The 14,448-nt window shown below is 63.4% G+C and carries 8 protein-coding genes; 4 read left to right on the top strand and 4 right to left on the bottom strand.

The window, feature by feature from the left end:
* Position 1 precedes the first annotated feature (1 nt).
* On the bottom strand, positions 2–4,309 hold the full coding sequence (locus HNQ40_RS16645) for an outer membrane protein assembly factor BamB family protein (protein WP_184678946.1): 4,308 nt from the start codon (positions 4,307–4,309) through the stop codon (positions 2–4).
* A 101-nt stretch (positions 4,310–4,410) separates the two neighbouring features.
* Between HNQ40_RS16645 and HNQ40_RS16650 the strand changes: the two genes are divergently transcribed.
* Genes HNQ40_RS16650 through HNQ40_RS16660 form a run of 3 tightly spaced genes read left to right on the top strand, consistent with a single transcriptional unit; the run spans position 4,411 to position 8,276 of the window.
* Positions 4,411–5,502, top strand: coding sequence for an aspartate-semialdehyde dehydrogenase (locus tag HNQ40_RS16650; RefSeq protein WP_184678947.1), 1,092 nt, complete (start codon positions 4,411–4,413; stop codon positions 5,500–5,502).
* Between the two features lie 57 nt (positions 5,503–5,559).
* Positions 5,560–6,858 (top strand): hypothetical protein, encoded by a 1,299-nt coding sequence (locus HNQ40_RS16655; protein WP_184678948.1) that lies wholly within the window; start codon positions 5,560–5,562, stop codon positions 6,856–6,858.
* A 59-nt stretch (positions 6,859–6,917) separates the two neighbouring features.
* Positions 6,918–8,276, top strand: coding sequence for a hypothetical protein (locus tag HNQ40_RS16660; RefSeq protein ID WP_184678949.1), 1,359 nt, complete (start codon positions 6,918–6,920; stop codon positions 8,274–8,276).
* A 3-nt stretch (positions 8,277–8,279) separates the two neighbouring features.
* Here the strand turns inward: HNQ40_RS16660 and HNQ40_RS16665 are convergent, their stop codons facing one another.
* From HNQ40_RS16665 to HNQ40_RS16675, 3 genes are all read right to left on the bottom strand, one after another.
* On the bottom strand, positions 8,280–9,797 hold the full coding sequence (locus HNQ40_RS16665; protein ID WP_184678950.1) for a sensor domain-containing diguanylate cyclase: 1,518 nt from the start codon (positions 9,795–9,797) through the stop codon (positions 8,280–8,282).
* 273 nt (positions 9,798–10,070) lie between these two features.
* Complete coding sequence (locus tag HNQ40_RS16670) at positions 10,071–12,650, bottom strand: ATP-dependent Clp protease ATP-binding subunit (RefSeq protein WP_184678951.1); 2,580 nt, start codon at positions 12,648–12,650, stop codon at positions 10,071–10,073.
* A gap of 249 nt (positions 12,651–12,899) precedes the next feature.
* The gene (locus tag HNQ40_RS16675) at positions 12,900–13,442 is read right to left on the bottom strand and encodes a c-type cytochrome (RefSeq protein WP_184678952.1); all 543 of its coding nucleotides are present in this window, start codon (positions 13,440–13,442) and stop codon (positions 12,900–12,902) included.
* A gap of 192 nt (positions 13,443–13,634) precedes the next feature.
* Here HNQ40_RS16675 and HNQ40_RS16680 point away from each other — a divergent pair, with 192 nt between their 5' ends.
* Positions 13,635–14,438 (top strand): enoyl-ACP reductase FabI, encoded by an 804-nt coding sequence (locus tag HNQ40_RS16680; RefSeq protein ID WP_184678953.1) that lies wholly within the window; start codon positions 13,635–13,637, stop codon positions 14,436–14,438.
* Positions 14,439–14,448 lie beyond the last annotated feature (10 nt).

Below are 14,448 nucleotides of genomic sequence, written 5' to 3' on the forward strand. Positions count from 1 at the left end.
GCTAGGGCGTGGGAGCGGGTTGGGTGGGCTCGTCGGTTTCGGCGGGCTTCGTGCCGGGGATCAACGCGATCTCGCCGCGCCCCGCCACCAGCAGGTGGTCCCGGAGCAGCTCAACGGTGGTCAGCGCCCCGGCGTTGCCCAGGTTGGTCAGCATGGTCTGGGCGATCAGCCTTCCATTGGACCGGTCGAACGCCGAGAGCCGCATGCCCGGCGGGCCTTCGGGGCCACGATATTGCTCGAACGCGAAGACGTGCCGCTCGCCAACCCGGTGCGAGACCAGTTGCTTGGGCAAACTGGCCAGGCTGTCCTGCCAGCGGACGTTCAGGTCGGCATCCAAAGCAAACAACGCCTCGGGCGACAGGCTGTAGAGCATCTGGTCCCGGCCGAGCGTCACGCCACCGGTGGTGGTGCGATTCAACAGGTTAGGCGTCTGACGCTGGACCACCCCGAGTTCCAGATCAATCGACAGGAGCCTGATCCGGTCGTTGATGAAGACGCGGTCTCCGGCGGGCATGAGCGTGGGGGTGCCGTTGAACGGCGGCATGTCCAACCGCCAACGCAGCCCGCCGTCCCGCCGGTCGTAGCGCATCATCTGGTTGCGTGAGAACAGCACCGCGTCGCCGTCCTCCGAAAACATCAGGTCAGACGAGGGCTCCTGGTTTTCGATCGGCGGGAACCGCATCCGTCCCGTCGCCAGATCGATCAACAGGAAACGCCCCGACTGCGCCTCGGTGCCCGGGGAAACCGTGCCCAGCACCGCCAGCACATCGTCCCGGACCCGGGCGAGCGAAACCACATCGATCGGCAACGCCGACTGCCACAGCACCAGCCCGCTCGACCGGTCCAAACCAAACGCCCGGCCCCGCGCATCGATCACGGTCACCACCGCTTCCCCGGCCAACACATGCGGCGGTGTCTGGCCCAGGTTTCCGGGGTTACCCAAGCGTTCACGCGGATTCTGATTCGCGTTGATCGGCCCAAAGTCGGCCTGAATCACCGACAGCAAACCGCCCGCGTTGGCCTGCCGCGACTTGGCCAGCCCGCCCTCGCCGAGGTCTTCCAGCAGCGGCATGACTTGGATCGGGTTCCACAAGTTTTCGCCGTTGGACGCACTCAACGCCACGAGCTGCTGGGCCTGGGGTTGCCAGAGCACCAGGTTGTCCACGCCTTGATCAATCAGCCGCCACGACTTGGTGTACTGCGGGGTCTCCCAACGGTGTTGATGGGTCTCGGTGTCGTAAAACGTCAGCTGTGACGCGGGGCCGAACAGCGAGCGATCGTTGCCGCTGATGTAGAGCACGCCCTGCGAGCGGTCGGGCGGGTTCTCGGGATCGGCCGGGGGAAACAGCTCACCCTTGAACCGCAGGGTCTCGCCGAACGGCGGGGTCAACGAGGCACGCGGCGAACGGATCTGGGGCAGGTCACGCACCTGGGCCAGCCAGCCCTGCGCGTCAACAGGAAGGCCCGCCTGCATCGGCATCAGCGCCGGGTGGTCACGCTGAACCTGCTCCAGCCACAGCACCGCCGACTCGGGCTTGCCCGTGGCCAGGTAGTACTCGGTGAGGGCACCCGCGGCACGGCTACGCAGGTCGTCGTTGTCGGCCAGCTGAAACGCACGGCGGTACTGCGTGATCGCCCCAAGGTGACGATCGGTTTGCGCTTGGCGTTGGGCCGCCGCGAAGACGGCTTCTGCGGAAACGCGGGCCAACGGGTAACGCCGGGCCAGGTCCAGCAGGGCCTGCACGTCCGCGTTGGGACTCGCGAGCAGGTTGCTCAACTCGCGTTCGGCCTGTTGATCGAATCGTGCGTAGAAGTCCGTGTTCCCGCTTTCCCCCAACCGAAGCAAGCGCAGCCGCGCCGCGATGTCGCCCCGGCGGGTCGTCTGCCCACGGACCAAAGACTCGGCCGCCTGCTGCGGGTCGAGCAGGATCGCCTGATAGAAATCCACGGCCTCGTCGAGCCGTTCGAGTTTCACCAGGTAATCGCCCCGAGCCAGGTTGTACGCCAATAGTTCCGAAGGGGTCTCGGTGGTAATCGCCAGACGATCGAATAGACGCTCGGCGACCGTGGCGTCGATGGCCGGCTCACGCTCGGTCAGGTTCAACAACTCGCTGAAGACCTTTTGGCGGTCGGCCTGCCAGGCCTGCGGGTCTTTCTCCCGTCGGTCGATGTCGAACGACAACGCCTGGAGCGTACGATCGACGCCCTCGTTGATCGCTTCGGTCTGATCCGCGTTGATCGCCAGCATGGCCATGTTCAACCCGGGCTCGGGCGAGGTGGGTTGGTCTTCGGAACGCTGACGCAGGGTGTCGTAAGCGACCGACCACTCCAGGAAACCCGCCAGACGCCGGCCGGAGGTGACCACCCAGACATCGTCCGTCGCGAGTACGCCCCCGGTCCAAGGCAGCTCGATACGCTCGGTCTGTTGACCGGTTTCCAGGTCGATGAACTGCAGCCCCGTGGTCTCACGCGCCACCATGGCCACGCCCTGCCACAGCGAAACACGCGGGGTGATGCCCTCGACGTTGCGCGGCGTGATCGGCGTGGTCCACCGCGGCTCCAGCGTTTGGCCGTCCAGCCGAGCCAGCTGCGGGCCGATGACCAGCACGTCGCCGTCACTCAGCGGCGCGAACTCGTAAGCATTGGCCAACGGCGACTGGGAGTTGAATTCTTCGAGGATCTCGCCGGTGTCGGGGGCCAGGAGCATCCCCCGGGCCGAGTTGATCCGCATCGGCATGATCAGCCCCGCCTCACTACGGACCGGACGCGACGCCTCGGAGAAGGGGATCGAGATGATTTGCTGCCCGCGGGCGTTGGCCTGCTGCTCCAGCAGCACCCGAACCCAGCGGATACTGCCCGATCGCGCATCGACCGAGGCCGCCGCGCCGAGGTTGTCGCACAGGTAGATGATGTCGTTGTCGATCGACATCGAGGACATCGGCGGGAGCGCGTTGCGGCTGTTGGGCCCGGAGGTGCTGGCCAGGTGTCGGCGCCACCGCAAATCCCCGGTCACCGCATCCACTGCAAACAGATACGAGTCCTGGAAGCTCGACGCCTGGCTCCGCCGGGCCATAACGATGACCTGATCGCCGCACGACACCGGCGTGCCGTGAAACGCGGCACGCTCGAGGGTGGGGTCCAGCTCGCCGGGGGTCACCGACCAGCGGAGCTCGCCGGTGTTGCGATCGAGGCTGACCAGTTCGGTCGGATCGATCACCTGACGCCGGTGCCGCCCCTGCCAGGGCACCGCAAAGCCGAGGATGGCGTAGACATTCTCGCCGTGGACCAACGCCTCGCGTCGATCCTGCACAACACGGCCGGCACCGAACCCGGAGTTGAACGTGTTGTTGGGTCGCGCCTCTTCGTCGCCGTAGAGATGCGACCAGCGGAGACGGCCCGACACCCGGTCGATCGCATAGACCCGCTGGTTGTCGTTGATCAGGATCAGCGTCCCCGCCGCGACCGGCCGAAGCTCCACCGACTCGCCCGCGGCGTTCTGCGCTACGCGCGGTTGCGCCACGACCTTGTTGCCCAGCGATGATTCGATCCCGACCTGCCACAACGGACGCTGCATCGGTACGGAGGGCACCCGCGCGGGCTCATCGGCCGCCGCGTCGCCCTGCGGCAGATTCGACAGCGTGCGCGTCAACGAGGCCACCGCCGTGGCATCGCCAGATTCAGCCAATGCGGCGAGCGCCGCGTCACGGGCGGCCGAGTCCTGCTGCAACGCCGCGGACCAGGCCAGCAGTTCGAAGTACCGAGCATCCGCCGCCGATCGGTCGGGGTGGGTCTCGGCGAGCAGCAGCATCGCCGCGGCCCCGTCGCCATCGCCGCGCTCCAGCTGTAATCCCGTCAGCAGGAAAGCCGCTTCCAGCCCCGCCGGGGTGAGCGGGTAGCTTTCGAGCAACGCCATGACCCGGGCTTCGCGCTGGTCGCTTTCGCCCGCAAGTGCGTCCTGCAAGGCACGCTCCGCCACGGCAGAGAAACGCCGCCGGTAAGCGCTGAGCAACGCCTCGTCCCCGGCCAAACGCTGCCGGACCCAGCGGTGGGCATCGGTGTACCCGGTCTCGTCGATGGGCATCAGCTTGCCGGGGTATTCGTCGACGATGTCCTGGAGTTTCTGGGCCGCTTCCCCCAAACGCCCCTGGGCCTGGAGGTCCGCCGCTTCGTCCGCCAATTGCAGGGCGGCGGGCGAGTCTTCGAGGTAAACCGCCGCTAGAGCCGGCTGGGGCAAGCCCACGAGAATGAGCCCAGCGAGCAGCCCGGCCAACCCCTGCGATCTCAGCCACCAGCACTTCGTTGACGCCATACCCGATTGTAGCCGAGCTCGGGGGAAACAGGAGCCACGTTTGCTATGATGTGCGATTCTCATCAACCGCGGCCGAAGCCGCCCCGATTTTGGAATCGACCATGCCCGCCTCTTCCCCCGCATCGTCCGTCTCGTCGTCTTCCCGTCAGTCCGCGCCCCACGTCGCCATCGTCGGCGCTACCGGGGCCGTCGGCGAAGAGTTCCTCCGCGTCCTCAAGCAGCGCAACTTCCCCATCGGCAAGCTCACCCTGCTCGCCAGCGCCCGTAGCGCGGGCAAGACCCTCAAATTCGGCGACGACGAGATCACCTGCGAAGAGCTCACCGAAGACAGCTTCAAGGGCGTCGACCTGGCCCTCTTCTCGGCGGGCGGCTCGATCAGCAAGAAGCTCGGCCCCGCCGCGGTCGACGCGGGTGCGGTCGTCGTGGACAACTCCTCGGCCTTCCGCATGACCCAGGGCGTGCCCCTGGTCGTGCCCGAAGTGAACCCCGGCGCGATCGCCGAGGCCAACATCGGCCTGGGCAGCGACAACGTCGCGGGCATCATCGCCAACCCCAACTGCTCGACCATCATCATGCTCGTCGCGATCAACCCGCTGCACCAGGCCGTGCCCGTGAAACGCATGATCGTCAGCACCTACCAGGCCGCCAGCGGCGCGGGTGCCGCGGCGATGCGCGAACTCGAACAACAGACCCGCGAAGCCCTCGAAGGCGAAGTCACCACCAAGGACATCTTCCCCTTCCAGTACGCCTTCAACCTCTTCAGCCACAACTCCCCGATGCAGCCCAACGGCTACAACCAGGAAGAGTTGAAGATGGTCCACGAGACCCACAAAATCCTCGGCCAGGTCGAAGACGCCGACAAGATGGCGGTCAGCGCGACCTGCATCCGCGTGCCGGTCATGCGGGCCCACGCCGAGAGCATCAACCTGACCTTCGACGGCACGATGACCGAAGACCAGGCCCGCGACCTCATCGCCGCGGCCCCCGGCGTCTCGCTCATCGACGACCGCGACAACAACCGCTTCCCCACCCCGCTGGATGCTCAGCACCAGGACGACTGCTACGTCGGCCGCATCCGCCGCGACCTCTCGCAACCCGAAGGCGTGGGCCTGGACCTGTTCGTCTGCGGCGACCAGGTCCGCAAGGGCGCCGCCCTCAACGCGGTCCAGATCGCGGAACTGCTGGTGAAATAGCGATCCGACCCGGCAACATCCCCACGGCTGCAACATGGTCAGCCGTATGATGGGGCCATGAAGAAGCGCTACAAATTCGTGCTGATCCCGTTGGCCGTGCTGACGCTGCTGCTTGTGGCCAGCGCGTTGGTTGTTGATTGGCACGGCAAGCGGACGCTGGAGCGGAGCGTCGACGCGGTCGTGGCGGACGGCGGCTTCCGGGACTTCTCGGGATTTGCCCGGCCTGAGCTCGCGGACGACCAAAACGCCGCCACAGCGTGGCTCAAAGCCGCGGCTTTGGCTTGGGGTGAAACGGGTCACAACCGGAACGGTGAACTCACTGCCGAGCAAGAGGCGTTGAGTAAACCGCAATACGCCGATCTCGAATTGCTCGCCGCAGCGATCGACGCCCGGCAACAAGCCGTCGATAAAGCCTGGGAGGCGGCAGATCGTTCAGCGGTGCATTGGCCGATCGACTACAACGACCCCATATCTTGGATCGACAACGAATACATCGGCCAGACCCGCCTGGTTGGCCGTTTTCTGTCTGCCGACGCACGCGTCGCGCTTAGTCGGGGGGATTACGTTAGGGCCGAGCAAAGCCTTCTGGCGATCCTCGCGCTGTCGGACGATGTGTCTGTTCCACCGGCCCTGATCAACAGCATGGTCTCGATTTCGCTCGACGCTTTGGCGATGAATGTGATCGAAGACAACGACGCCAACCTGAGCCGAGACCTCCCTACCCTGCGTGAGGCCCTCAGCACCAGGCCTTATCGATCATTGATCGCGGATGCACTTAGAGGCGAAATACCCTTCGGCCTGGCTTACATGCATTCCAACGACACGGAAATCGCTTATCTAGGCCGCTGGCCCGTTCGGCTGTGGACCCAATACGACATGGCGAACTACGTTGAGGTTTTGCATCAGTTCGGAGCACTAACCGAACAGCCGTATGCAGAAGCCCAGAGTTCTTTGGCGGCGCTAGACGAGCCCCGCGGCTTTCCGTATGTGCTCTCGGGCATCATGCTTCCTGCAGGCAAGGCCGCAGCCCAGACCGCAAATCATGTTGAGCTCCAGCGCGACCTCTTACTGCTATCCGATCAGATCCGGCAGACACCGGTGTCGCAGCGGATCGATCGGTGGGGCGGTGAACGCGAACTCCCTGTCGATCTTTTAACCGGCCATCCGGTGCGTGTGTGGCTAGCCGAGGACAGGGGGATTGTTGTTTGGAGCACTGCGGCGGAAGCGTCTGACTACGGCCCGAGGCGTTTCTCGCTGGTCTGCCAAACCAAAACCGATTCCTTACCACCCGAACTCGAAGCGTACCAGCAAGAATGGAAAGATTATTCTCCACGCGCACAACGAAAAGTAGACTGATCGCACTGCGCCAACCGTGAGTCGAACGCCACAACATCCGTGATCCTGCAGGAGCACACATGAAGACACGATACAAGCTGGCGATCGCGGCTTTTATGGTGACGATTGGGTTTATCGCCGCGTGCGCCTGGCTGATCGATTTCAGCGGCCGCAAGCAGTTCAACGAGGCCTACGCCCAGATCGAGGCCTTGGGCGGGGTCGTGGATTTCTCGACTTACGGCGAGCCGCGGGTTCCGAATGAAGAAAACGCGGCGTTGCTGTGGGTCGAGGCGGCCGAGCTATTGGAAAAGATCGACGAAGCCTCGCCGGTCGCGACGGCGGAGAATTCGGAATCGACGGAGGAAGTCGATCCTTACGGTTTCGGGGGATACGGAGACAACTACGGCGACTGGGGAGACACCCAGCCCGAGGTTCTCGCTATCGAAGACCCCTTCACGGCAGACCCGGAAGTGCTCGCCGCCGCGATTGCGGCGAGGCAAAAAGTATTGGACATCGCGTTGCAGGCCTCAACATTGACAAAGTGCCAGTGGGAACTTGACTACGACGCCAAGAATATGATTCTTGTTTTGCTGCCTCACCTGGGGCAATGCCGTGCTGTCGCGAGGCTGCTGATCGCGGATGCATATTTCGCCGCTAAATCAGACGATTGGAAGCGTGCCGACGAAAACCTGACCGTGGCTTTGCGCCTAGCGGAGCATGCCGGCGAGCCGCCTTTTTTGATCAATGTTTTGGTTCGACAGTCAATCGATTTATTGGTTATCCAAGCGATCAAGGCCATCGGCTTGCCGCAAGCGTCGCAACTCGAATCAACGCTATCTATCCTGGAAACCCGCCAATACCGCGAGCAGATCAGCCGAGGCATTCTCGGGGAGTCACCGCTTTACGCCCACAGTGTGTTTACCGGGCCGGAGATGGAAGACTTCTCGAGTGGTATGCCCGAGGAGCGGTGGACGCGGCTGTGGCGGAACCAAGACCGGGCCTTTCTTCTCAGGGGCCTTGTCCAGGCTTCACAGCTGGCCAAACAACCCTATTACGAGGTGGCCGGCAAGTTTGAAAGCCTTGAAGACGTGGAGATACCGATGGTCTTCACGATCGCAAATCATTTCATGTATTCGTTTTCGTCACCGGTGAGAAATGCCGCAACCGTCGAGGAGCAACGCGACCTGCTCTTCTGGGCCCTACGAATCCACAGCAGCGCAGATCACTCAAGTATTGAATCCGAGCCACCGATCGGCGTACTCACCGGAAAACCCATGAAGCGATGGCACCCCGAAGAGGGCGGTTTCGTCGTTTGGAGTGTATCTGCCGAGTCGCCAGAAGAAAGCGTGTCCCGTGAGAATCTGGTCTTACGGGTCAACACCTCCGAGCTCCCGCCGGAGCTGGAGCCGTATGCGGATGATTTGAACTCAGAAGAGTAAGCCCTACGCCGCGGCTTTCTTGCGGGGCGTGAAGACGCGGACGCAGTTGCGGCCGCCTTCCTTCGCGGCGTAGACGCCCATGTCGCTGGCCTTGATCATGACCTCGGCGCTGTTGAAGGTTTCGCCTTCGTGACAGGCGACGCCGATGGAGCAGGTCACGCCCAGCACGGTGCCGTCGTCTTTGGTGATCTTGCAATCCGCTTCGACGGTTGCGCGGATGTGCTCGGCGAACTTGGCGCCTTCCAGGCGCGAGGTGCTCGGGCAGATGATCGAGTATTCCTCGCCGCCGTAGCGGAAGACACGGCCCTGGTCGCCGGTGGCGGCCTCGAGGACCTGGGCGAACTTGACCAGCACCTCGTCGCCGACGGCGTGGCCGTGCGTGTCGTTGAAGACCTTGAACTTGTCGATGTCCATGAACAGGATGGTCAGCGGGGCGTCGCCGGTCGTGGCCTGGAACTGCTCTTCGACGTATTCGTCGAACGCCCGGCGGTTGGCGCTGCCGGTGAGCTGGTCGGTGTAGGCCTTGTCTTCGAGCTTCTGGTTCTGTTCCTGCAGGTTCGCGGCTTGCTCCTGGAGCTGGCTCGATTCCTGGTGGGCCTGCATGGTGAGGTTGAGCAGGGCCTCGTTGGCCGAGGCGAGGATGTCGTCGGCGTTGCCCAGCCCGCCGGTGGGCAGGTCGAACAGGCGTTGCATCTCTTTGGTGAGCTTGTGGATGTCCTTGAGCAGCGTCTCGCATTCCTCGGCGGGGATATTGCACCACTCCTGGGCCTTGGCTCGGTAGTTTTCGAGCGCGGCCCCCGACTCTTCCTCGGGCAGCACGAACACATCCGCCACCAGGTTGCCCAGCGCCACGCACTGCACCACCGGGCGGGTGTCGATTTCCGAAGCGTCGGGGTCGTGGTGGAAACGGATCGCGCTGGAAAGCAGCTTGGGCAGGCTCCACGACTCGGCGAGCTTGGCGCCGACCTCGGGGTGGGGCAGGTCGAGTTGCTCGCGTTCCAGATCTTGCAGTTTGGCGTGCGACGTGCCGGCCTTGGCGATGAGGATGTTGTACTCGTTGCCCAGGGTCTGGTTCATGGTCAGCATGCCCAGGTCCTGGAGCAGGCCGCCGAGGAAGGCTTCTTCTTGCTGAACCACTCCGGCCTTCTGAGCCAGGGCTTTTGAGGCGGTCGCGGTGAAGAGCGAACGCTTCCAGAATTCCATGTGATCGAAGCCGTCGCCGCCCTGGTCGGCCAGGTTGTTCACGAGGCTGAAACCCAGGGCGAGCGTCTTGACGCTGTTGAGCCCGAGCACAACCAACGCGTGGCTGATCGTGGAGATCGAGTACGCCTGGCCGTAGAAGCTGGAGTTAACGGTTTTGAGGATTTTGCTGGACAGCGCCGGGTCCATCTTGATGGTGTCGGCGATCTGCTTGATGTCCACGTTCTTCTGCTGGACCAGGTCGATCACCTCCAGGGCGATCGTGGGCAGGCTGGGAAGACGGGGGGACTGAAGGACGCGTTCGAGAAGCTGCTCGTTCATGCCTGATGCTTACATTCCCCCCGGGGACCGACCCCATGTATACCGCGGCGAAACTCCTCCGCATGCGGCGATAGCGAGTAGCTAAACCCCTTTGAAAGGCCCAGCCGGTGCTATGCTTTATTGATTTCGGGCATCCCCGCCGATGACTTGAACGTTTTCCGAAGTCTCACGCCCTGCTAATGATCTTCAGCACCACGAAAAAACCCGCCATTATCGGCGGGCTTTTTCCAGTTTGTGATTCGTTGACCGATTACGGCCGGGGGAAGCCGCGGCTTAGCTGCTCTCGGCACCGGCCTCGGCAGGCTCTTCGGTGTCGGTGCCTTCCTCGCCGTTGTCGCCCTCAGCGGACTTGTCGTCCTCGGGAGCGGCGGGCTTGTCTTCACCCACGAACTTAAGGTAATCCTTTTCGTCTTCGCGGGTCACCTTGATGATCTGGCCGTCGTGGAAATCTTCCTTGAGGATGCCTTCGGCCAGCGGGTCTTCGACGTACTTGCTGATCGCGCGACGCAGCGGACGGGCACCGAAGTCGGGGTTGTACCCCTTGTCGATGAGGAAGTCCTTGGCGGCGTCGTCGAGCTCAAGCTCCATGCCGCGCTCAACCAGACGCTTGAACACCTTGCCGAGCTCGAAGTCGACCACGGTGTGCAGGTCTTCCTTGTTCAGCGGGCGGAACACCACGATCTCATCCAGACGATTGATGAACTCGGGGCGGAAGTAACGCTCGATCTCAGACTGCAGCGTCTTCTTGATCTTGTCGTAGTCCGCGTCCTCGTCGTGCTTGGCAAAGCCGAAGCCCGCCTTGTTCTTGATGAGGTCGGCGCCGACGTTGCTGGTCAGGATCAGGATCACGTTGCGGAAGTCCACGTGCCGGCCGAACGAGTCGGTCAGCTGGCCTTCTTCCATGACCTGAAGCAGCATGTTGAACACGTCAGGGTGGGCCTTCTCGATCTCGTCGAGCAGGACCACGGAGTACGGCCGACGACGGATCTGCTCGGTGAGCTGACCGCCTTCTTCGTAGCCGACGTAGCCGGGAGGCGCGCCGATCAGGCGGCTGACGTTGTGCTTCTCCATGTACTCGGACATGTCGATGCGGATCAGCGCGTCCTGTTCGCCGAACATGAATTCGGCCAGGGCCTTGGCGAGCAGGGTCTTACCGACGCCCGACGGGCCGACGAACATGAACGAGCCGACGGGCAGGCGTTGATCGCGGAGACCGGCCCGCGAGACGCGGATGGCCTTGGACACGATTTTGACCGCGTCGTCCTGCGACACAACGGTCTTGTGCAGCTCGTCTTCGAGTTGCAGCAGGCGCTGCGACTCTTCTTTTTCGAGGCGGGTCAGCGGCACGCCGGTCATCTTCGAGACGACTTCGGCGATAACTTCTTCGTCCACGACGCCATCGATCTCTTTGGACTTGGCACGCCAGTCACGCTGGATCTGTTCTTTCTCGCGACGCAGCGACTCGGCCTTGTCACGCAGCTCCGCGGCACGCTCGTAGTCGGCGGCCTTGACCGCCTCGTCCTTTTCGATGGACAGACGCTCGATCTGCTCCTCGATATCGGCGAGGTTCGGGGGCTTGCTCATCGACTTCAGGCGGATGCGGGCACCGGCCTCGTCGATCACGTCGATCGACTTGTCGGGCTGGACGCGGGCGCTGATGTAGCGGTCCGACATCTCCACCGCGGCCTCGACGGCTTCGTCGGTGATCTGCACGCGGTGGTGGGCTTCGTACTTGTCGCGGATGCCCTTGATGATCTGGACGGTGTCTTCCTTGTTCGGCGGCTCGACCATGATGGTCTGGAAGCGACGCTCTAACGCACCATCTTTCTCGATGTACTTGCGGTATTCGTCGAGCGTGGTCGCACCGACACACTGGATCTCGCCACGCGAAAGGGCGGGCTTGAGCACGTTCGAAGCGTCGATCGCGCCCTCGGCGCCACCGGCACCAACCAGCGTGTGCAGCTCGTCGATGAACAGCAGCACGTTCTTGGCGCGACGCACTTCGTTCATCACGGCTTTGATGCGTTCTTCGAATTGACCGCGGTACTTCGTGCCGGCCACCATCATGGCCAGGTCGAGCACGACGATGCGGCGATCGATCAGGATCTCGGGCACATCCTGCCCGATGATCTTCTGGGCGAGCCCCTCGACGATCGCGGTCTTACCGACGCCCGCTTCACCGAGCAGGACGGGGTTGTTCTTCGTACGGCGGCAGAGGATCTGAACGAGGCGTTCGATCTCGTGTGCCCGGCCGATGACGGGGTCCAGCGAACCCTCGCGGGCCAGCTCGGTCAGGTCGCGGCCGAAGCTGTCGAGCGCCGGGGTCTTGGACTTGCCGCCCTTGGACTTGCCGCTGCTCGACGACGAGCCGCCGCCGGACGACTCTTCGCCGCCGGTGGTTTCTTCGGGGTCGACGCCTGCGCCGAGCAGGTTCAATACTTCTTCGCGGACGTCATCCAGCTTCAGGCCCAGGTTCATCAGGACTTGAGCGGCGACGCCTTCGTGTTCACGCAGCAGGCCGAGCAAGAGGTGCTCGGTGCCGACGTAGTTGTGGTTGAGGTTGCGGGCCTCTTCGATCGCGTACTCGATGACCTTCTTGGCACGCGGGGTCTGGGGCAGCTTGCCCATGGTGACCATGTCGGGGCCGGACTTGACCAGCTTCTCGACTTCGAGGCGGACCTTGCGGAGATCGACGTCCAGGTTCTTCAGGACGTTGGCTCCGACCCCTGAGCCTTCTTTGACGAGGCCCAGGAGGATGTGCTCGGTTCCGATGTATTCGTGGTTGAACCGCTGGGCTTCCTGATTAGCCAGGGCCATGACTTTGCGAGCACGGTCAGTAAATCGTTCGAACATAGGTTCTCGCTATCTGAGGGGACTACGGGTAGAGCGTCTGCAATAACCATTGTAGCGCCGGTTACCCGTCGGGGGCCGCAGGTCTTCGTTTGGATTCTAACGTTTCGCTGCGATGCAAGACTGAGACAGCAACCACGATGCCAACCGAACGCCTGCGTACGGGCCGATCATCCGGCCTGTAACGGAGCTATCGGCCGAAAATTCGGGTCAGCGTAAAACCAATCGATGCCTATCGGGCATAAACCCGGATTATTCCTGCGGAATCGGCAGTTCGGCGACAGGTGAATCCGGTTCGCCGCCGTTTTCAGGCTCTGCAAACGGGGAGTAACGCTCGAGATACACCACCAGCGCGGCGACGTCTTCGGCGGGCAGGTGGCGGTAGGACGACATCTGCTGCGGATAGCCCACGACGATCTGGTCCTGTGAACGCAGGATCGAGCGGACGACGTAGGCCCGGTCGCGGTCGATCTTGGTGCCGTCGCGGAGGATGGCCTGGGTGGTGTAGAGGTTGGCCAGGCGGGGGGCTCCGGTCGGGATGCCCTCGACGACGTGGCATTGCTGGCAGTTGTTCTTGAGAAACAGACGCCGGCCAAGGTCGCCCATGGCATGCAACTCTTCGTCGCTGCGCGGCTGTTCCAACACCGTCAACACATCCGCCTCGGTCGCGAAGTCCGGCGAGCCGCAGCTCGGCAGCATCGCCACCAAGCCCAGCACCGGCACGAGTGCGATACCTCCGACCAACGGCCGGAGTCGGCGGCGGCGTGGGGGTTGATGTCGTGGTTCGGTGGACATGCCCGCAGTGTAGAACCCCCGGCGCATGGATTCCAAAACACCACCCGACGTTAGCCACGGGGCCTGACCCCGCGTTGCGGCAGACCGCGGCCCACGCCCCCGCCCGCTTTGTCCCCGCTTCTAGGTCCTGCTAAGTTGTACGGTCACGACTCAACCCACCAACCACCCGCTATCGCATCAGGAGATTCGCACATGGGACTCATGGACGGCAAAAAAGGCATCATCTTCGGCATCGCCAACGAGCGGTCCTACGCCTACTTCATCGCCAAGCAGCTCGTCGAGCAGGGTGCCCAGCTCGGCTTCACCTACCTGCCCATCGGCAAGATGGAACACCGCGTCGCCAAGGCCGCCAAGAGCCTGGGCATCGACGACCCCTGGCTGGTCCCCTGCGACGCCAACAGCAACGAATCGCTCGACGCGGTCTTCGCCAAGTGGCAGCAGGACGAAGCGACGCTCGACTTTGTCGTCCACTCCATCGCCTTCGCCGACAAGGACTACCTCAAGCCCGACATGTTCCACAAGACCCCGCGCGAGGTGTACCTCGGCGCGATCGACACCTCGGCCTACTCGCTCATCGCGATGTCCGAGCGGGCCATGCCGCTGATGACCAACGGCGGGGCGATCATCAACATGTCCTACTACGGCGGCGAAAAGGTCACGCCCGGCTACAACGTCATGGGCATCGCCAAGGCCTGCCTCGAACACACCACCCGCTACCTCGCCTACGAGCTCGGCCACCCCGACCGCAACATCCGCGTGAACTGCATCTCGGCCGGCCCGTTCAAGACCCTCGCGGGCTCGGGCGTCGGCGGCATGGACCAGATGATCGCCTACCAGGAACACACCAGCTCTATGAAGCGGGCCAACACCGGTGAAGAAGTCGGCGACACCGCGGTCTACCTGCTCAGCGACCTGTCCACCGGCGTCACCGGTGAAACGATCCACGTCGACTGCGGCTTCAGCATCGTCGGCGTCCCCGAAGGCCACGGGGCGTAAGCCGCTCTTG

Source organism: Algisphaera agarilytica (assembly GCF_014207595.1).
In the GTDB taxonomy this organism is placed as follows: domain Bacteria; phylum Planctomycetota; class Phycisphaerae; order Phycisphaerales; family Phycisphaeraceae; genus Algisphaera; species Algisphaera agarilytica.

What these genes read in the sequence shown, in the direction of transcription:
- HNQ40_RS16645 (WP_184678946.1), bottom strand. Translation starts at nt 4,309, where the DNA reads ATGGCGTCAACGAAGTGCTGGTGGCTGAGATCGCAGGGGTTGGCCGGG.
- HNQ40_RS16650 (WP_184678947.1), top strand. Translation starts at nt 4,411, where the DNA reads ATGCCCGCCTCTTCCCCCGCATCGTCCGTCTCGTCGTCTTCCCGTCAG.
- HNQ40_RS16655 (WP_184678948.1), top strand. Translation starts at nt 5,560, where the DNA reads ATGAAGAAGCGCTACAAATTCGTGCTGATCCCGTTGGCCGTGCTGACG.
- HNQ40_RS16660 (WP_184678949.1), top strand. Translation starts at nt 6,918, where the DNA reads ATGAAGACACGATACAAGCTGGCGATCGCGGCTTTTATGGTGACGATT.
- HNQ40_RS16665 (WP_184678950.1), bottom strand. Translation starts at nt 9,797, where the DNA reads ATGAACGAGCAGCTTCTCGAACGCGTCCTTCAGTCCCCCCGTCTTCCC.
- HNQ40_RS16670 (WP_184678951.1), bottom strand. Translation starts at nt 12,650, where the DNA reads ATGTTCGAACGATTTACTGACCGTGCTCGCAAAGTCATGGCCCTGGCT.
- HNQ40_RS16675 (WP_184678952.1), bottom strand. Translation starts at nt 13,442, where the DNA reads ATGTCCACCGAACCACGACATCAACCCCCACGCCGCCGCCGACTCCGG.
- HNQ40_RS16680 (WP_184678953.1), top strand. Translation starts at nt 13,635, where the DNA reads ATGGGACTCATGGACGGCAAAAAAGGCATCATCTTCGGCATCGCCAAC.